Genomic DNA, 18,765 nt, shown 5'->3' on the forward strand with positions numbered 1-18,765 from the left:
GCATCCGAGCTTTTTAATATTCTGATAATTCTTGATTACTCCTTGTCGTAAGCATGAACAGGGTAGTCGATGGTATAGTGGAGACCACGGCTCTCCTTGCGCTCTATCGCCATGCGGGTGATGAGATAACCCACGTTAATCATGTTGCGGAGCTCGCAGAGTTCCTTGCTTACCTTTACACGCTTGAAGAGATTCTCGGTCTCTTCGTAGAGAAGATCGAGACGGTCCCATGCTCGCTTCAGACGGAGGTCACTGCGCACGATGCCTACATAGTTGCTCATGCATTCGCCAACCTCTTTCACGCTCTGTGTAATCAGCACCTTCTCTTCGTTGGTCAAAGTACCTTCATCGTTCCATGCTGGTACCTTCTCGTTGAAGTCGTACTCATCTACATGTTCAATACTGTGCTTGGCAGCAGTCTCGGCATAAACCACAGCCTCTATGAGCGAGTTGCTGGCAAGACGGTTACCGCCATGCAGACCGGTGCATGAACACTCGCCGAGAGCATAGAGACGGTTGATGCTGGAGCAGCCGTTCAAATCTACCTTGATACCACCACACATGTAGTGAGCGGCAGGACGAACTGGGATGTAATCCTTGGTGATGTCGATGCCGATGCTGAGGCACTTGGCATAGATGTTAGGGAAGTGACGCTTGGTCTCCTCCGGATTCTTATGGGTTACATCCAGGCAGACATGATCCAATCCGTGAATCTTCATCTCCTTATCGATGGCACGGGCCACGATGTCGCGAGGAGCCAAACTCAGGCGCTCATCATATTTCTCCATAAAGCTCTCACCGTTAGGCAGACGCAAGATGCCACCGTATCCACGCATCGCCTCGGTGATGAGGAAGGCTGGATGAGTCTCGCCTGGATGATAGAGGGCTGTAGGGTGGAACTGAACGAACTCCATGTCGGCCACGGTACCCTTGGCGCGATAAACCATCGCCTCGCCATCACCCGTAGCGATGACAGGGTTGGTGGTAGTCTGATAAACGGCACCACATCCGCCGGTACACATCACGGTTACTTTGCTCAGATAGGTATCCACCTTCTGGGTATCAGGATTCAATACGTATGCACCGTAACAGTTGATATAAGGAGTGCGGCGAGTAACACGGGCACCCAAGTGGTGCTGAGTGATAATCTCCACGGCGAAATGATTTTCCTTGATATCGATATCCGGACAGTTGCGCACAGCCTCCATCAGACCGCGCTGGATTTCTGCACCCGTATCATCGGCATGATGAAGGATGCGGAACTCGCTGTGACCGCCCTCACGGTGTAGGTCGAACTTGCCGTCCTGCTGCTTATCGAAGTTGACGCCCCACTGCACGAGCTCTTGAATCTGCTCCGGTGCCATGGTGACAACCTGCTTCACTGCTTTATAATCGCTGATATAATCACCAGCAATCATTGTATCCTGTATGTGCTTGTCGAAGTTATCCACTTCCAAGTTGGTAACTGACGCCACACCACCTTGTGCGAATGACGTGTTAGCCTCGTCGAGCGAGGTCTTGCAAATCATACACACCTTACCTTTATGCGCTCTGGCTACTTTCAGGGCGTAACTCATACCGGCAACTCCTGAGCCGATAATCAGAAAATCATACTTATAAACCATTGAGTTTATTCTTATCTAATTTCAATTTTAAGAACAGGTGTTTTTATCTATAAAACAGCCCCATTCTCTCAGAATTAATTCTTAATTCGTTGCAAAAGTAATAATTAATCTTTAAAATGAGTAATAAGAGAGGGATTTTTTGTAATTTTGCAGCGAAATTTAAGGTTATATAGTCTTTTAGACTATCAAAAGGTCGTAAAAACGACAATAATATAAGGTAATAAATCAAAGTTATGGCAGATAGAACTTTTCATAAGCGCTTTACGCTGACGGCACGTATCGGTGTGGCGGTGTTCGCAATCCTGGCTCTCTACTTCTTCTGGGTCAAACTGGCTATCATCGGCATCTTTGTGGCTATCATCATCGTGGGCATGATAGAGCGCATACTGAATACAACCTATACCTTCAAGATGGTAAAACCGATAGACCTGGATGAGGAGATGGAATATCTTATCATCAATGAGGGCAGGTTCTCTTCCAACAGAAATGTGCCGCTATGTGATGTCACTGATGTACACATCGCCAAGACTTTCTTCGGATTAGACCATTGTGTGGTCATCGAATACGGGCATAAGAATATAGTGACCGTTCAGCCGGATAATGAAGAGGCATTTATGGAGAGAATCAAAAATAAATAATTTCTTTTAAGTTCAGGTGAACTGATTGTGATGAAAAAGATAATATATATGATGTTGGGTCTGATGATGGTATGGATATCCGTACCGGTGCAGGCCCAGAATGTGATTGAAGATGAGGGAATAGAAACGGTTGATGAGGAGGATGTTTCCGACTCTACACTCGTTGACTCCCTGGCAGCGGATACGCTGGCGCAGAAATTGCCTTGGCCAGAATCGGTGAAGGTGGGTATTGATAAACTCCTTGAGAGCAAGATGTTCGAAACATCACAGGTAGGACTGATGGTCTGGGACCTGTCTGCTGACTCTTGTATCTATCAGAGAAATGAACGACAGCTGATGCGTCCGGCAAGTACGATGAAACTCCTGACTGCCATTACGGCGCTCGATAAGTTGGGCGGTTCTTACCAGTTTAAAACCACTCTGAAATATACCGGTACTATTGAGAATGGGGTGTTGACGGGGAATATCTATTGTATAGGCGGTATGGATCCCCGTTTCAACAGCGATGATATGTCGGCATTTGTCAATAGTCTGAAGGAAATGGGTGTTGACACCATCCGTGGCAGCATCTATGCCGACCGCTCTTTGAAGGATGCCGACCTGTTGGGTGAAGGCTGGTGCTGGGATGATGACAATCCGGTGCTTTCGCCACTGGTATTCCAGCGCAAGGACATCTTTATGGATAAGTTTCTTGCCAAGCTCCGTGAGGAAGGCATCGAATATTCCTGCTTTGGGGCTTCAGAGAAGACTTGTCCTGCGAGTGCCTTTACGGTCTGTACCCGATTCCATACGATGGATCAGATTCTGCACAAGATGATGAAGGAGAGTGATAATCTCTATGCCGAGAGCATGTATTATCAGATTGCGGCTTCTACGGGCAATAAATGGGCGAGTGCCAAGAGTGCCCGAAATGTGGAAAGACAGCTTATCCGTAAGATAGGACTCAATCCGGCAAGATATAAACTGGCTGACGGCTCGGGACTTTCGCTCTATAATTATCTCAGTGCCGAACTGGAGGTGAAACTGCTGCGTTATGCTTATCTCAACGGTAATATCATGGACCATCTGAAGCATTCGCTGCCTATCGGTGGGGTAGATGGTACATTGAAGAAACGTATGAAGAACAGTTTTGTGCATGGCAATGTGAAAGCGAAGACGGGTACGCTGACGGGCATCATCTCATTGGCGGGTTACTGTACCGCAGCCAATGGTCATGAACTCTGTTTCGCAATCATCAACAATGGTATCATGCATGGCAATAATGCCAGACACTTTGCAGATAAAGTATGTACTTTGCTCTGCCAACCGTGAGCGTTAGTTGATAGTTTATAGTTGATAGTTAATAGTTTTATGGAGGAAATTCGTAAGTTTGTAGATGAAATGATTACATGGGCAGGAGTCACCGGTGATTTTGTGCCCATGCTGCGCCATATCTTGCTCACCATTACTGCCATTCTCTTGGCGATACTGAGCGATTTTCTTTGTCGCAAGATACTAGTTCCGCTCATCAGTAAGATTACTGATAAGACGGACATCACTTGGGATGATGTGCTGCTGAACAAGAAGGTGCTCACCTCGGCTTGCCATATTGTGCCGGCTGTGGTGATATGGTCGCTCATGCCACTGATTTATCTGGAATATCCGATATTCAAGGAGATATTGGAGCGGGCTACGGGCATTTATATCGTGGTGATGTCGGTGCGTACGGCTCTGGTCTTTATCGGGTCTTTCAAAGGACTGGAGGATTCTCAGGAGCGACGCTCGTCGGCTCAGCAGTATTTCCATACTTTCTGCGGTGTTCTCAGGGTATTGATGCTCTTCGTGGCTGCTGTGGTGGTAGTTGCCATCCTGTTGGGCAAGAACCCGATGACTCTCTTTGCCGGTTTGGGTGCTACCTCGGCTGTCCTGATGCTGGTCTTTAAGGATACCATCACGGGATTGGTGGCTGGTGTGCGTCTTACCAGCAATGATATGTTGCATAAAGGCGACTGGATTACGGTGAAGTCGGTAGATGCCAATGGTATCGTTGAGGATATGTCACTCACGACCGTGAAGGTGCGCAACTTTGATAACACCATCGTTACCATTTCGCCTATTACCCTGGTGAATGGTTCGTTTCAGAACTGGATTGGTATGCAGAAGAGTGGTGGACGAAGAGTGAAGCGCGTGGTTTACTTCGATTTCCGCAGTGTCCGTCTGGTAGACGAGACATTTAAATGCACTCTGCTTGCCAAGCATTTCGCCACCGAAGATTCGTTTAAGTTGAAGGAGTCGTTGCAGAAGGCGATAGATAAAGATATACAAGAAGGGAAGGATATTGAGGATTTAAAGAATCCTGCAGCCCTTGCCCCTACCAATCTCCAGCTTTACCGTAAATTCATGGAGAAGTATCTGCGCCAGCGTCCGGAGGTTAATACTGATCTCACGTTGATGGTGCGTCACATGGAAGCCACACAATGCGGTCTTCCTATCGAGTTCTATTTCTTCATCAAGGATAAGGTATGGGTAAATTACGAGCATATCCTCGCCGATATCATGGAGCATGCCTATGCCTTGGCGAATGAGTTCGGACTGAAGATTTATGAGCAATATCCGGAACAGTAATTACTTTGAACATTGAGATTTGAACATTGAATTTTATGAATAGTTTTTCGGCTGTCATTATCCGTTGGTTTCGTGAGTATGGTAGGGATTTGCCTTGGCGCGAAACCAAGGATCCTTATGCCATCTGGCTGAGCGAAATCATCCTTCAGCAAACCCGCATCGCACAGGGATGGGAATATTGGGAGCGGTTCATGAAGACCTATCCCAAGGTTGAAGACTTGGCTGCTGCCAGCGAGGATGATGTCTTGAAACTCTGGCAGGGATTGGGGTATTACTCGCGAGCCCGCAACCTTCATGCTGCTGCCAAACAGATTGTGGTGCTCGGTCATTTTCCTGATACGCTTGAAGGTATCAAAGCCCTGAAAGGGGTGGGCGATTATACTGCAGCAGCCATCGGTTCTTTTGCCTTTGATATTCCGGCGGCAGTAGTAGATGGCAATGTGTACCGGGTTCTTTCTCGTTACTTCGGAATAGATACTCCTATCAACTCAACGCAGGGGAAAAAAGAGTTTGCTGCGTTGGCTCAATCACTCTTGCCTGCTTCGTCTGCTCAGCAACTTTCTGATATTGCATTATCGCTTGTTGCTGCCTATAACCAGGGCATGATGGATTTCGGAGCTATCCAGTGTACTCCCCAATCTCCGAAGTGTCTTGTCTGTCCGCTTGCCGAAACCTGTGAGGCTTTGAGAACAGGAAGGGTAGAGGAGTTGCCGGTGAAGAACAAGACACTGAAGGTGAAAACGCGCCATCTCTCCTATATATATATAAGGTGTAAAGGCGAAGTGGCTATCCACCGTCGCGGTGAGGGTGATATCTGGCAAGGATTGTGGGAACCATATAACGCATCTGATGCTTTGCAACTGCCTGCCTTTGTCCATAGTCCTCTTCTCCTGGCTAAGGATGTGAAGCATGTACTTACCCATCGCATCCTCCTTGCCGACTTCTATCTGCAGGAAACAGAAACTCGCCCCCTGCTCCCTGATGATTATATCTGGGTGAAAGAGGACGAGATAGAACAGTATGGTGTTCCAAGGTTGATAGAAATCATGTTGGAAATGGTTCAAGCTAAATCATAAAAAAGAGGGTGTGTCATAAAGCCATGACACACCCTCTCTTATTTATATATGTTCTGTTAGATATTTCGTCTCAAGCAAGAATTAGTAATTCTGTGCTTCAATCTGGAAGTAGCTCTGTGGGTGGTTGCAGACTGGGCAAACCTCAGGAGCCTGCTTGCCTACTACGATATGTCCGCAGTTAGAGCACTGCCAGATGCAGTCGCCGTCACGAGAGAAGACGAGCTTGTCCTGTACGTTCTTCAAAAGCTTACGATAACGCTCCTCGTGGTGCTTCTCGATTTCAGCAACCATCTCAAACTTAGCTGCAATCTCTTCGAAACCTTCTTCGCGAGCCTCCTTTGCCATGCGTGGATACATATCGGTCCACTCATCGTGCTCACCATTGGCAGCAGCTTCCAGGTTCTTCTCTGTATCCTGGATAGCACCGCCCTCCAGATACTTGAACCACAACTTAGCGTGCTCCTTCTCGTTAGCAGCTGTCTCCTCAAAGATGTTGGCTATCTGTACAAAACCGTCCTTCTTTGCCTTGCTTGCAAAATAGGTATATTTGTTACGAGCCTGTGACTCACCAGCGAATGCCTCCTGGAGGTTCTTCTCTGTTTTTGTTCCTTTTAATTCCTTCATAATGTCTATTTTTTATAATGTTAATATGTTCTTTATTAAATCTTGTGCAAAGATATTGAAAATATTTCAAATATACAAATAAATTAAGAACTATTTAACTTTTTGGCGCTTATTTAAATAAAATAAAGCAAAACCGAGCATGGCAACACCGAAGATCCACGAGATAATGGCACTCGTTACCATACCCAGCGTATGAGTGAATCCCGCTACAACGAAGGTGAGGAAACTGACGGTAGCCACAGTCAAGGCGTAAGGCAACTGTGATGATACATGATGCACATGCTTGCATTCCGCTCCTGCACTCGCCATGATGGTAGTATCGCTGATAGGAGAGATATGGTCGCCACATACCGCACCAGCCATACATGCCGAGATAGAGATGATGCGCAAAGGATCTGCACCAGGGAATACGGCGATGCAGATAGGAATCAGAATACCGAAGGTTCCCCAGGAGGTGCCCGTTGCAAATGCCAGGAAGCCTGCTACCAGGAAGATGATGCCCGGAAGAAGCATCTGAAGTTCTGATGCACTGCTCGCTACAACCGATGATACATATTCTGCCGCACCCAGCGAGTCGGTCATACTCTTCAGCGTCCATGCCAAAGTAAGAATCAGAATGGCTGGCACCATCGCCTCAAAACCCTTGATGAGACTACTCATCGCCTCATCGAAAGGCAAGGTCTTGCGAATGGTAAACATCATGATGGTAAGAATCAGGGCTGCCAATGAACCGATTACCAAGCCTACAGAGGCATTGCTCGCAGCAAAGGAATCCACAAAGTTGAGATAGTTGGCATTATCGGCATCGAAGAATCCGCCCGAATATACCATGCCCGCCATGCAGAAGATAATCAGCATGATGATTGGTATCACCAGGTCGCTCACGGTTCCCTTGTTCTTGGAATCCTCTTCCTGTTTGGCTCCCACACCGTGCTCAACAATCTGCAGTTTGGTATCGCTCACCTCATCGAGTTTCCCGCCATTGGTTCGTTCGTACCATTCCTTCAGTCTCGCATCATACTTGCTCATCGCCTTGAAGTCGAAGCCCAGTATCACGATGCCAAACATAAAGAGGATGGTAAAGAATGCGTAGAAATTAAAAGGTATCGCCTTGCAGAAAAGCGCCAGTCCGTTCTCTCCGCCCGATACGAAGCCCGATACCGCAGCTGCCCAACTCGAGATAGGGGAGATGATGCAGACCGGTGCTGCAGTGGAGTCGATGAGATAAGCCAGCTTCTCCTTGGTAACACCATTGCGCACTGCGATAGGGCGCATCACCGAACCCACGGTAAGGCAGTTGAAGTAATCATCGATGAATATCAGAATGCCGAGCAGAATGGTGGCAATCTGTACGCCAACCTTCGAGTGTACGTGCTTGGAAGCCCAACGGCCGAAAGCAGCCGAACCACCCGCCTTGTTCATCAATGAAACGATGCTGCCTAATACCACCAGGAATACTAGAATGCCCACGTTCCATGGGTCAGAAAGGCAATGTATCAAACCGTATGCCTTGGCATCATCGCCTTCACCTACAGTGTGGTTTGTCAGGTGAACGAGGAATCCGTCGAAACCTGTTCCCATCGAAATGCAATATTGAACGGCACCCAGTATGATACCGATAAAAAGAGAAGAATAGACCTCCTTTGTCTTCAGCGCCAGAGCGATGGCGACGATAGGAGGCAGTAACGACCATGCGGTCCCAATCATGTTGTAATCCATTTTATTGTTTTTGGGTTAGAAATATTCAATAGGCAAAGTTAAGGCTTTTTTGTTATATATGCAAAAAAAACAGGCAGAAAAATGGTGCTTATGGGTTGATATGGGCTGTTTTAGCATATTTTATCATTATAAAGTGTCGTTTTTCTATATTTTTATTGTATCTTTGAAAACTCAAATTGCAACTCAATCTGAGATAGAATGGAAACTCAATTTTAACAACTTAATAATGGAGGACTAATTATGAACATCAATTCTGGTATTAAGCAAGCCGTGATTTTAACCATCGGCATCATCATGCTTGGATTCTGTATCAAGTCGGGACTTGAAAGTGTGATTAGTAAAGACCGAAAGGTTGTAGTGAAAGGCCTTGCCGAAAAGGAGGTGGAGGCTGATAAGGTGACGTGGCCTATCGTTTCCAAGGAAATAGGCAATGACCTGCCTGAACTCTATCAAAAAATCAATGCCACCACGAGAACCATCAGAAACTTCCTGGTGGAGAATGGCGTTAAGGCTAATGAAATCAATGTGAATGCGCCTGTGGTCATCGACCTCAATGCTGAACGGTATGGCGAAAACCGCCAGGGGTATCGTTATAACATTACTTCCATCATCACGGTTACATCGAAGAATGTGAAACTGGTCCGCAGTATCATTGCCCGTCAGGGTGATCTGCTTCAGAAGGGGGTTGCCATTGTGGATGGTGGTTACGAGAATCCGGTGAAGTATGAGTATGTTGCCTTCCGTCAGATGAAACCTAAGATGATGCAGGAGGCGATAGAGAATGCTGAGCAGACTGCTACCCAGTTTGCTGAGAACAGCAAGAGTAAGATAGACAAGATTATGAATGCCGACCAGGGCCAGTTCTCTATCGAAGACCGCGATTCCAATACCCCATATATTAAAAAGGTAAGGGTTGTTACTACCGTTACTTATTCTTTAAAGGATTAGGAGTAGTGATTAGTGAATAGTGATTATTTATTAGTGATTAATTGTAATAAGAGGGTGTGTTATAGACTAATGGCATACCTTCTCAAATTAAAACAACGAAAAACTATGAGGAAAATCATATTAGCGGCTATTTTATTTCTACCATTTCTTGTTTCTTGTTCTCAGAACAGGAAAGCACCTGATGTTTCTCCTCAAACGACTGTAGGGAAGTCTGAGAAAACTGAAACTGCCAAGGTGCAATATCTCACCACATCTGATTTCAGAAAAAAGATTATGGATTACGAGGCTCATCCGGATGAATGGGTATTCGCCGGTTCCCGTCCTGCCGTCATCGATTTCTATACCACCTGGTGTGGTCCTTGCAAGATGATGGCTCCCATGGTAGAATCTCTTGCCGGGAAATATGCCGGCAAGATAGATTTCTATAAGGTGGATATCGACCAGGAACCCGAGCTGGCTTCCGTCTTCGGCATCCGCAGCATTCCTACTTTCCTCTTCATCCCGCTGAAGGGCAATCCCAATATGCAGATGGGCGCCATGCAGAAGGAAGATTTTGAGGAGATTATCGGGAAAATGATGAAAAAGTAAAGAGGCCTTAAAGGAATATTCCATGCCTTTTCTTCTTACCTATAAGTAGGTATTTTGGTGCGAATACCTACTTCTGATGATGCCCGAAATTTGGTGGTTTGCCAGATAATAGCTAAATTTGCACTCAGAAATAAAAAATGTTTTACGTAATTAAAGGAATTATAGTATTATGATTATTGAAAATGTTCATGCAAGAGAAATCTTGGATTCTCGTGGCAATCCTACAGTAGAGGTTGAAGTTTCATTGAAGTCAGGTGTCGTAGGTCGTGCATCGGTTCCTTCTGGTGCATCCACTGGTGAGAACGAGGCTTTGGAACTTCGTGATGGCGACAAGAACCGCTATGGCGGCAAGGGTGTCTTGAAGGCCGTGGAGAATGTGAATCAGGTGATTGGTCCGGCTTTGGGTGGCTTTTCTGCCTTGGAGCAGCGTGCCATCGATTATAAGATGTTGGAGCTCGACGGTACCAAGACCAAGTCTAATCTGGGTGCCAATGCCATCCTCGGTGTTTCTCTGGCTGTGGCTCATGCTGCTGCTGAGTATCTCCACATCCCATTGTATCGCTACATTGGCGGTTGCAATACTTACACTCTTCCTGTTCCTATGATGAATATCATCAATGGTGGTGCTCACTCTGATGCGCCTATCGCCTTCCAGGAATTTATGATCCGTCCTGTGGGTGCTCCTTCCGAGAAGGAGGCTATCCGTATGGGTGCTGAGGTGTTCCATGCCTTGGCTAAGCTCCTGAAGAGTCGCGGTCTTTCTACTGCCGTAGGTGATGAGGGCGGTTTTGCTCCTGCACTCGATGGTATTGAGGATGCGCTCGACAGTATCTGTCAGGCTATCAAGAATGCTGGTTATGAGCCAGGAAAGGATGTGAAGATTGCCATGGACTGTGCTGCCAGCGAGTTTGCCGTTCAGGAAAATGGTGAGTGGTACTACGATTATCGTCAGTTGAAGGATGGTAAGAAGAAGGATCCTAATGGCAAGAAACTGACTGCTGCTGAGCAGATCAAGTTCCTGGAAGAACTGATTACCAAATATCCTATCGATTCAATCGAGGATGGCCTTGACGAGAACGATTGGGACAACTGGGTAAAGTTGACTGCTGCCATCGGCGATCGTTGCCAGTTGGTAGGTGACGACCTCTTTGTTACCAACGTGAAGTTCCTGGAGAAGGGCATCAAGATGGGTGCTGCCAACTCTATCCTCATCAAGGTGAACCAGATTGGTTCTCTCACCGAGACACTGGATGCTATCGAGATGGCTCATCGCCATGGTTACACCACCGTTACTTCCCATCGTTCTGGTGAAACCGAGGATACAACAATTGCTGATATTGCCGTAGCAACAAACTCCGGTCAGATTAAGACGGGTTCTATGAGCCGTACCGACCGTATGGCTAAGTACAACCAGCTTATCCGCATCGAAGAGCAGTTGGGCAATAACGCAGCTTATGGTTATAAGAAGTTGAAATAGGAATGATGATATGAAATTGGAAAACATCAATTTCACCATAACAAAACATAATTAGTAATAACTGAATAGATCAGATACGAAATAGATGGGCATGGATGACTGTGAGGGTTGTTCATGCTTTTTTTCTTCTATGATGTATCTGCATCTTCATGTGTTTAACTGGATAACTTCGATATATTTTATTGATTATGACAAACGTATTAATTAGTGCTGCCGGACTTTGTGGTGCCACGATTATAGGTGCCATTCTTGGTTTCTTCGTCAAGGAGTTGCCTCATAAATGGAACGATGCCGTATTGGGATATTGTGCCGGAATCATGCTGGCAGCTTCCACGTTGGGACTGATAGTGCCAGCCTTCGAGCAGACCAGTCTTTGGTGGCTGGTAGTAATCGGCGTGATGGCAGGAGCCCTGTTCCTGAATGTGCTAGACCTGGTAACTCCCCATCTTCATCATATCACGGGACTAGACCCCGAGGAGCATCGCAACAATGTCAGGCTCAGTCATGTGATGCTCTTTGTGATGGCGATAGCCCTACATAAACTGCCCGAAGGCATGGCTGCTGGAGTGAGTGTCTGTTCGGCAGAGGGAGCAACGGAGTGGGGGGTATCCTTCGGTATCGCCCTGCAGAACATCCCCGAGGGTATGGTGATTATTGCTCCTTTGATGATGGCTGGTGTTACAGCAGTCCGCACCTTTTTCATTTCCATCTTCATCGCCCTGCTCGAAGTGGTAGGCATTCTGTTGGGTTTCGGTTTGGGTTCAGCCTCTTCCACCTTCCTCCCCGTGATGTTGGGCTTTGCCGGTGGTGCCATGCTTTATGTAACGAGCGATGAGATGATTCCAGAAACCCATGCCCATGGCTTTCAGAAGCAAGCCACTTACGCTCTTCTCCTGGGATTCATCACCTTTGTGTTGATGGAGAAATATGTATAATCAAATTCTGATTCCTTTTCCAAACACATTCGTTGCCATAATGTTGCTTACATATATAATAAGGTGTAAATTACCCAAAAGCAACATGAATTACAAATAAAAAAGTTAGTATTATGGCAACAGTAAAAGTAAAATTCAGAGCATCCTCGGTCCAGGAAAGGAAGGCACATTGTATTATCACCTCATTCACCAGCGCAGCCTGCGCTGGATCAGCACCGACTATCATGTCTTTCCGGACGAGTGGAACGACAAGAAGTCGGCTATCATAGTTTCTAACCGCAACTGCAGACAGGCGCATCTGCAGCTCATCCAGTCACAGATAGATTGGGAGATGAAGCAGATGCAGCGTATCATCCGTGATAAGGATGCCGAGGGCAACCCTTATACCATTGACGACATAGACAAAGAGATACAGCAGCTGCCACTCTGCCAGAGCGTCTTTACCTTCTTCCGCCAACAGATAGCCAAGAAAGAGCAGATGCAGTGCATTGGCACCAAGAGCAACTATGTCAGTACTGCCAACAGATTTATGGAGTTTCGTCATCACGAAGACCTCACCTTCTCCCAGATGACCAGCGAGATGATGGAAATGTATCAGGTATGGCTATGGAATAGAGGTGTCGGACAAAACACCGTGTCCTTCTATCTGCGAACCCTGCGCACATTCTACAACAAGGCAGTAGAAACAGGCCATGCGCCAGCCAATGATATCTTTGCTCATGTGCAGACCGCTAACGTGAGAACTGCCAAACGAGCCATCTCTGTAAAGGATATTCGCAAGATAGAAAACCTGGACTTGCCAACAGATTCCTCTCTTGACAAGGCACGAGACCTGTTCCTGCTCAGCTTCTATCTGCGTGGTATGGCATTCGTGGATATGGCGTTCCTGAAAAAGACAGACTTGAAATGTAGTATGGTGAACTACAACCGTCGCAAGACCCACCAAAACCTCAATGTCGAGTGGATGAAGCCAATGCAAACCATCATCGACAAGTACGCCAAACAAACGAAGGACTCCCCTTACCTGCTACCCATCCTGACAGGCAAGGAATCCTCTCCATACACGGCATACCGCAAGGTGGAGCACAACACCAACTACAACCTGAAGAAAATCGGTGAGAAGGTAGGCTTGAAGATACCGCTCACTACCTATGTGGCACGCCACACATGGGCAAGCGTAGCCTTGCACATGAACATCCCGATAGCCACCATCAGCCAGGGTATGGGCCACAACTCCTATAAGACCACACAGATTTACTTGCAGTCATTAGACGTAGCAACCATCAATGAAGCCAACGCGCGGATTATAAACAAGATCTCAAAAGAGTTGTAAACAAATAGTTATGTTTACACCATTTCGGAATGATGGGGTAAAATTTTTAGCAAACTTCGCCCTTTCTTCTTAGAAGAGAGTAATTTGGTTACAAAAGTACGAAAAATAGTTGGATTACGTGTCCATTTTTTATATTTTCTGCGTCCTTCCCCAAAATTTAACACAAATGTTTAGCAAATCTGCCTAGGTGATTCCTATAAATGGCAGATTTGCACTTATTTCGGCAGTTGTTGCCCTTTTCTAAGAAGAAAGCGCAAATGATGTAAAATAAAGCTACATGTGTAGAGGCTGTATGGCTAATACTCATTTATATAAGATTATGCATAATAATAAAAAATGGACCAGGCTTCCACAACCATCATGTATGGTTGCAGCTGAGGACATAAAGTAGAACGGGAATATGACGCAGGATTGCTTGAATTCACCTTCTACAGCCGACGTAAGCAAACGCTTACCAAAGGGCATCCACGTTATCGGGGCTGAAAGACTTTCGGATCCGAGTGTAGAAGGAATATCCCGACGTAAACGGATCAGAAAGAAAGAAGACCCTTCCACCAACCCCACTTCATGGAGTTATATTTTTATTCTTCACATGGCAGCTAAAGGGATGGAGAAATGGCTTGAAAAATTTAATGCTGACGAGAAAAATACCAAACAACCTTATTTCATTCATAAAACCCTTCGTTATTCCTACAAGGATGAAGAAAAGCAACAAGGAGTGAAAAAGACTTTGGAGCAATCTGTCAGCGGACTTGTCTTCTTACAAGGTACGGTGAATGACCTACAAGAATTTCTTGCAGATTATTTTCCCCAATTTCATTTAGTCAAAGACCGCAGCTTAGGACGACCTGCATCCATCAAGGACTCCATCATGCAGCCCTTTATGAATGTGATGAAGACCCATCCGGAGCAGGTTACATTCCTTCGTGATGATTTTGAGAAGTTTGCCAAAGACCACGTGAAGTTGCGTGTTCTTTCAGGACCATTCAAAGACTATGAAGGCTACATTGTCCGCATAGACCGTGACCGCCAGCTCGTCTTCGACTTCGGTGGACGAGCTGTAGCTATCCGTGGCGTGCATAAGGAAGACTTCGAAGTTGTAGAAGAGTAGTTGAACAACAATACTGTTAATATGTTTATGTTGAACCCCGAACATTAGCCAGACGTTCTTCATCAGCAAGCAACAGTCAGGCGGTCCCATCCCGCAAAACCTGGCGAGGGCTTTGATGCCCCGCCAACCTTAGAGCGTAGCGGTTCCGAGCACCGAGTAGGGCGGTTTCCTCCCTCTCTCCTGAGGAGAGAGGGCCGGGGGTGAGAGGTGGAGCCTTCCTTAACGGTAAGGAAGGACGGGTAGGTTTTCGAACAGATAGCACTTGTAGGGCGGTTACATCCCTTGCCCTTTTGGAAAGGGCGAGGGCTTGGGAGTGGGTTAAGGACCCCCTCTTCGCAAGAGAGGGACAGGGGAGTCGAAAAATGTTATAGTGCTACGAAGCATGCAATGCTGAAAGATTTCGCTTCACCATTCGATATCACCGTAGATCTCTACAAGTAATTGGTCAGAGTTGAAAAAACTCCCCCAAAATTTGGTAGTTTCATCAAAAACCCTTATATTTGCAGCCAATAATTAGAATATTACGATTATGGCAACATTGGTACTCGATAATACATTATATCAAGGCTATGCAACGATAGCAGAGCAGAATAACATCAGTGTGACTGATGCTATGGCAGAAGCTTTGCGATTATTGAAGCAACACTTGAAAAAGAAGCCAAGCCTTTCGTTAAGGCAACGACTTGAGAAGCGAATTCTTGAACTTCGAGATTTGCCAGCGAATTGGGATTACGCAGGTTCCCCTTCCATATCATCAGAAGCATGTGATTATTCTCAGAAGGTTGTTTCTTCCTGTAGCGAATCATTGCTTCAGGGATTAGCAATATTCCCAAATACCAATGGCCATATATTAATGCAATGGAAGACTTCCAAAGGAGATGCCTGTTTATCTATTCTTAGTGATAGGATAGTGTATGATGTCAATTATGGAGAGATAGAGAAAGAGGGCATCCTCCCACTTTCGGAACTCCCTAAATTTTTGGAAGTCTTAAAGAACATAGCCTAATGGAATGTGATATAACATTTGAAAAACCAGTATTGAAAGATATGGAGGAGATTGCTCGATTGTTGTCTTCTCCAGCCTTTTATGATGAAAATACCCATCAGTTAAATTTTGCGGCATTCAATCTTCGACGTTTTACGAATGGTGAAGTAGAGTCTTATGTCTCATTGTCCAGGCTGTCTTTTATAGACCAAAAGCATTTGAATAAAAAAGGTAAGTATGTTTTTAAAAAGACAGAAAGCCATTATGTGGGTTATGCCCTTTTTACTCCAAGGTATTTAGCAAATTTACATGATAGATTAAGAATATATCCTGTTATAGCAGGTCTAAATGATCATTGTGGTATGTTTTTCTTGGGTAAGGATAAGAAGATAGTTTGTGATGACTTGACGATTCGTCCTTATACATTAAAGACATTACGTTCTCTTTGTGACTTATTGCAAGCTAATGTGGTTTTAAAATAGGGGTTCTTTGTATACAAAGCATATGTCTCCATGCACCCATTTTCTGGAATATAATAGCAACTTGTCCCCAGTAACAGTTAGGCGGTCCCATCCCGCACAACATGGCGAGGGCTTTGATGCCCCGCCAACCTTATAGCGTAGCGGTTCTGAGCACCAGAGGGCGGTTACATCCCTAATCCCTATGGTAGGGATTTAGGGCTTGGGTATAGGGTAAGGACCCTTCCGCTGGAAAAAAAGTTATTTAGTGAAGATTTTCTCTTAATTCCTTGGTATTTACGAAAGAAAGTCGTAAATTTGCAGGCAAAGATTAAAATAAAGGAGAATGTATTATGTTGACAAGTAATGTATCACAAGATAGAACCATTCCTTATTGGGATGAAATCAGGAATTTAAGCATTGAGGATAAATATTCCTTGATAGCTAAAATTGAGTCTTCTTTGGGCGATGTTGATATGAGTGTGTCGACTAATTCGATTCATGGGATACCACGCGAGGTGATGATTGCGGCTGCAGAATATGCTCTGAAGGAAAATAGAGCAGGTCGCTGCATTCCAAATTCGCAAGTTGAGTCTTTTATCAAAGCTAAAAGAGGATGGAAGTAGTTTGGTCAGACTTGGCTTTGACGCAGTTAGATGAAGTCATAGACTATGTGGAAGAACATTTTGGCTTATTAACCTCTCAAAAAGTTCTCCATAATATCTTGGAAAAGACAGATGAACTGGCTCAATATTCCACACATGGCATATATGATGCTCGCTACACTTCGTGGGTATCTGGTCAGGATATGGTTATACGCCATTTGTTGTTAGCCCCCAACCGTGTCTATTATTTGATAGATGGCGAGCAAGTTGTAATTATGGGGATTGTTCATGTCAAGCGGTCTCCGCAAGCTGTAACTTCCATGATTAAACGCTTTTTAGAAGAATATGATAAATAGGTAAGTCTTCAGAAAAATGATGCTGTCAGCAACTGTTCGGAAATTCCGAACAGTTAGTAAAGATGGCAATCGTATGGTTAAACGTAATATGGATTACTATAATCTTGATATGATTATTAATCCTCTCAAAAGTAGAATAATCTAATTTCCGCAACACTATAATTTAATATTTTTTATAAGCACCTGAGCAACAAAAAGTTGCTCAGGATTTTGCCATGTCAGAAATTTCACTTATCTTAGTGTTGCAAAATAAAAACAAACAAAATTCTGAATGACATGGCAAAAGTACAAATAAAATCTGAGAAACTCACTCCTTTTTGGGGAATTTTTTCGATTATGGAGCAATTTGATGCTCTTTTAGCTCAAACCATAGATTCCACCTTGGGATTGAGATGCACTATGTTTGGTTATCAATATAGCGAGATTCTACGCTCTCTGATGTGCGTATATCTTTGTGGTGGCTCATGTATTGAGGATGTTACAACTCACCTGATGAAACATTTGTCTCTTCATCCAACTCTTCGCACTTGCAGCGCAGACACCATATTACGTGCTATCGAAGAACTGACTTTTAAGAGCATCACCTATAAGTCTGCTTCTGGCAAATCCTATGATTTCAATACTGCAGACAAGATGAACTGCTTACTGGTCAATGCCCTGCTTGCTACTGGTCAATTGAAATCCGGTCAAGAGTATGATTTTGACTTTGACCATCAGTTCATTGAAACAGAGAAGTATGATGCAAAACCAACCTACAAGAAGTTCTTGGGCTATAGTCCAGGTGTAGCTGTCATTAACGACATGATTGTTGGTATTGAAAATAGAGACGGCAACACAAACGTGCGCTTCAACCAAAAAGAAACTTTGGAAAGAATCTTCAAGCGATTGGAGGCTTCGGAAATATATATTTCTCGTGCCCGCATGGATTGCGGCTCATGTTCGGAGGAAATCGTAGATATGGTAGAGGCTCATTGCAGGCATTTTTATATTCGTGCCAACAGATGCTCTTCTTTCTACGATTCCATGTTTGCCTTAACTGGATGGAAAACTGTTGAAATCAACGGTATTGAGTTTGAGTTGAATTCTATCCTTGTTGAGAAATGGAAAGGAAAACCGTATCGTCTTGTCATACAGAGACAAAGGCGAATAGAGGGAGACCTTGACATTTGGGAAGGCGAATATACCTACAGATGTATACTGACTAACGATTACAAGTCGAGTGTAAGAGACATCGTGGAATTCTACAATCTTCGTGGTGGCAAGGAACGCATCTTCGATGACATGAACAATGGCTTTGGCTGGAATCGATTGCCAAAATCGTTCATGGCACAGAATACTGTATTCCTGCTTATGACAGCTCTCATCAGAAACTTCTACAAAGCTATTATGCAGAGATTGAAAACCCAGGAATTTGGATTGCGTGCCACCAGCAGAATCAAGACCTTTGTTTTCAAGTTCATCTCTGTTCCTGCGAAATGGATTAAGACATCACGTAGGCATGTATTGAACATTTACTCAGACAACAATGCTTATGCCAACCTGTTCAAGACAGACTTTGGTTAAAGACCATGCTTTTCTGGTTAAACCAGCGTATTACCTCAAGTCGCTTTATGGGGTAAGGGGATTTTGTGTCTGCGACATTTCTGTTGTGCAAGAAATATGTACGATAAAATGAATTTTGTC

18 protein-coding genes are annotated in these 18,765 nt (G+C 44.9%); 15 read left to right on the plus strand and 3 right to left on the minus strand.

The annotated features are described in order from the left end of the window. Window positions 1-35 precede the first annotated feature (35 nt). The gene (gene nadB, locus ONT08_RS12825; RefSeq protein ID WP_117587105.1) at window positions 36-1,625 is read right to left on the minus strand and encodes an L-aspartate oxidase; all 1,590 of its coding nucleotides are present in this window, start codon (window positions 1,623-1,625) and stop codon (window positions 36-38) included. Window positions 1,626-1,858: 233 nt separating this feature from the next. Between nadB and ONT08_RS12830 the strand changes: the two genes are divergently transcribed. From ONT08_RS12830 to mutY, 4 genes are read left to right on the plus strand one after another with little or no spacing between them, the layout of a single operon-like run. After that, window positions 1,859-2,263 (plus strand): PH domain-containing protein, encoded by a 405-nt coding sequence (locus tag ONT08_RS12830; RefSeq protein WP_217326362.1) that lies wholly within the window; start codon window positions 1,859-1,861, stop codon window positions 2,261-2,263. A gap of 30 nt (window positions 2,264-2,293) precedes the next feature. Further along, window positions 2,294-3,574, plus strand: a complete 1,281-nt coding sequence (gene dacB / locus ONT08_RS12835) for a D-alanyl-D-alanine carboxypeptidase/D-alanyl-D-alanine endopeptidase (protein ID WP_264960127.1) — start codon at window positions 2,294-2,296, stop codon at window positions 3,572-3,574. A 39-nt stretch (window positions 3,575-3,613) separates the two neighbouring features. Beyond that, on the plus strand, window positions 3,614-4,867 hold the full coding sequence (locus ONT08_RS12840; protein ID WP_264960128.1) for a mechanosensitive ion channel family protein: 1,254 nt from the start codon (window positions 3,614-3,616) through the stop codon (window positions 4,865-4,867). A gap of 35 nt (window positions 4,868-4,902) precedes the next feature. Beyond that, complete coding sequence (gene mutY, locus ONT08_RS12845) at window positions 4,903-5,943, plus strand: A/G-specific adenine glycosylase (RefSeq protein ID WP_264960129.1); 1,041 nt, start codon at window positions 4,903-4,905, stop codon at window positions 5,941-5,943. An 81-nt stretch (window positions 5,944-6,024) separates the two neighbouring features. Here mutY and rbr read toward each other — a convergent pair whose 3' ends face one another. Together rbr and ONT08_RS12855 are read right to left on the minus strand one after the other, a co-directional pair. Continuing rightward, window positions 6,025-6,567, minus strand: coding sequence for a rubrerythrin (rbr, locus tag ONT08_RS12850; RefSeq protein ID WP_022121054.1), 543 nt, complete (start codon window positions 6,565-6,567; stop codon window positions 6,025-6,027). Window positions 6,568-6,657: 90 nt separating this feature from the next. Next, window positions 6,658-8,274 (minus strand): Na+/H+ antiporter NhaC family protein, encoded by a 1,617-nt coding sequence (locus ONT08_RS12855; protein ID WP_264960130.1) that lies wholly within the window; start codon window positions 8,272-8,274, stop codon window positions 6,658-6,660. A 252-nt stretch (window positions 8,275-8,526) separates the two neighbouring features. On the opposite strand from ONT08_RS12855, the gene ONT08_RS12860 reads away from it, so the two are divergent. The 11 genes from ONT08_RS12860 (at window position 8,527) to ONT08_RS12910 (ending at window position 18,645) form a co-directional block, all read left to right on the plus strand. Further along, the gene (locus tag ONT08_RS12860) at window positions 8,527-9,234 is read left to right on the plus strand and encodes an SIMPL domain-containing protein (RefSeq protein ID WP_118154522.1); all 708 of its coding nucleotides are present in this window, start codon (window positions 8,527-8,529) and stop codon (window positions 9,232-9,234) included. A 105-nt stretch (window positions 9,235-9,339) separates the two neighbouring features. Further along, complete coding sequence (trxA, locus tag ONT08_RS12865) at window positions 9,340-9,822, plus strand: thioredoxin (protein ID WP_118085572.1); 483 nt, start codon at window positions 9,340-9,342, stop codon at window positions 9,820-9,822. 169 nt (window positions 9,823-9,991) lie between these two features. Next, complete coding sequence (gene eno / locus ONT08_RS12870; protein WP_118201722.1) at window positions 9,992-11,299, plus strand: phosphopyruvate hydratase; 1,308 nt, start codon at window positions 9,992-9,994, stop codon at window positions 11,297-11,299. Window positions 11,300-11,487: 188 nt separating this feature from the next. Next, the gene (locus ONT08_RS12875; RefSeq protein ID WP_118201721.1) at window positions 11,488-12,234 is read left to right on the plus strand and encodes a ZIP family metal transporter; all 747 of its coding nucleotides are present in this window, start codon (window positions 11,488-11,490) and stop codon (window positions 12,232-12,234) included. Window positions 12,235-12,403: 169 nt separating this feature from the next. Beyond that, complete coding sequence (locus tag ONT08_RS12880; protein WP_118201720.1) at window positions 12,404-13,567, plus strand: site-specific integrase; 1,164 nt, start codon at window positions 12,404-12,406, stop codon at window positions 13,565-13,567. A gap of 607 nt (window positions 13,568-14,174) precedes the next feature. Beyond that, a complete protein-coding gene (locus tag ONT08_RS12885) occupies window positions 14,175-14,678 on the plus strand; it encodes a hypothetical protein (protein ID WP_264960131.1) in 504 nt (167 codons plus the stop codon). A 529-nt stretch (window positions 14,679-15,207) separates the two neighbouring features. Next, a complete protein-coding gene (locus ONT08_RS12890; protein ID WP_118201718.1) occupies window positions 15,208-15,684 on the plus strand; it encodes a hypothetical protein in 477 nt (158 codons plus the stop codon). Next, window positions 15,684-16,145, plus strand: coding sequence for a hypothetical protein (locus ONT08_RS12895; protein WP_118201717.1), 462 nt, complete (start codon window positions 15,684-15,686; stop codon window positions 16,143-16,145). Before ONT08_RS12890 ends, ONT08_RS12895 begins: the two co-directional genes overlap by 1 nt. A 329-nt stretch (window positions 16,146-16,474) precedes the next feature. Further along, a complete protein-coding gene (locus ONT08_RS12900) occupies window positions 16,475-16,747 on the plus strand; it encodes a hypothetical protein (protein WP_118201716.1) in 273 nt (90 codons plus the stop codon). Further along, a complete protein-coding gene (locus ONT08_RS12905) occupies window positions 16,738-17,082 on the plus strand; it encodes a type II toxin-antitoxin system RelE/ParE family toxin (protein WP_218418558.1) in 345 nt (114 codons plus the stop codon). The genes ONT08_RS12900 and ONT08_RS12905 overlap by 10 nt, the downstream gene beginning before the upstream one ends. Window positions 17,083-17,358: 276 nt before the next feature. Further along, the gene (locus ONT08_RS12910; protein WP_264960132.1) at window positions 17,359-18,645 is read left to right on the plus strand and encodes an IS1380 family transposase; all 1,287 of its coding nucleotides are present in this window, start codon (window positions 17,359-17,361) and stop codon (window positions 18,643-18,645) included. The last annotated feature ends 120 nt before the right edge of the window (window positions 18,646-18,765 follow it).

Source organism: Segatella copri, assembly GCF_026015465.1.
GTDB classification, from domain to species: Bacteria; Bacteroidota; Bacteroidia; order Bacteroidales; family Bacteroidaceae; genus Prevotella; species Prevotella copri_E.

Coding starts and splice junctions, on each gene's coding strand:
- nadB (WP_117587105.1), bottom strand. CDS start 1,625: ATGGTTTATAAGTATGATTTTCTGATTATCGGCTCAGGAGTTGCCGGT.
- ONT08_RS12830 (WP_217326362.1), top strand. CDS start 1,859: ATGGCAGATAGAACTTTTCATAAGCGCTTTACGCTGACGGCACGTATC.
- dacB (WP_264960127.1), top strand. CDS start 2,294: ATGAAAAAGATAATATATATGATGTTGGGTCTGATGATGGTATGGATA.
- ONT08_RS12840 (WP_264960128.1), top strand. CDS start 3,614: ATGGAGGAAATTCGTAAGTTTGTAGATGAAATGATTACATGGGCAGGA.
- mutY (WP_264960129.1), top strand. CDS start 4,903: ATGAATAGTTTTTCGGCTGTCATTATCCGTTGGTTTCGTGAGTATGGT.
- rbr (WP_022121054.1), bottom strand. CDS start 6,567: ATGAAGGAATTAAAAGGAACAAAAACAGAGAAGAACCTCCAGGAGGCA.
- ONT08_RS12855 (WP_264960130.1), bottom strand. CDS start 8,274: ATGATTGGGACCGCATGGTCGTTACTGCCTCCTATCGTCGCCATCGCT.
- ONT08_RS12860 (WP_118154522.1), top strand. CDS start 8,527: ATGAACATCAATTCTGGTATTAAGCAAGCCGTGATTTTAACCATCGGC.
- trxA (WP_118085572.1), top strand. CDS start 9,340: ATGAGGAAAATCATATTAGCGGCTATTTTATTTCTACCATTTCTTGTT.
- eno (WP_118201722.1), top strand. CDS start 9,992: ATGATTATTGAAAATGTTCATGCAAGAGAAATCTTGGATTCTCGTGGC.
- ONT08_RS12875 (WP_118201721.1), top strand. CDS start 11,488: ATGACAAACGTATTAATTAGTGCTGCCGGACTTTGTGGTGCCACGATT.
- ONT08_RS12885 (WP_264960131.1), top strand. CDS start 14,175: ATGGAGAAATGGCTTGAAAAATTTAATGCTGACGAGAAAAATACCAAA.
- ONT08_RS12890 (WP_118201718.1), top strand. CDS start 15,208: ATGGCAACATTGGTACTCGATAATACATTATATCAAGGCTATGCAACG.
- ONT08_RS12895 (WP_118201717.1), top strand. CDS start 15,684: ATGGAATGTGATATAACATTTGAAAAACCAGTATTGAAAGATATGGAG.
- ONT08_RS12900 (WP_118201716.1), top strand. CDS start 16,475: ATGTTGACAAGTAATGTATCACAAGATAGAACCATTCCTTATTGGGAT.
- ONT08_RS12905 (WP_218418558.1), top strand. CDS start 16,738: ATGGAAGTAGTTTGGTCAGACTTGGCTTTGACGCAGTTAGATGAAGTC.
- ONT08_RS12910 (WP_264960132.1), top strand. CDS start 17,359: ATGGCAAAAGTACAAATAAAATCTGAGAAACTCACTCCTTTTTGGGGA.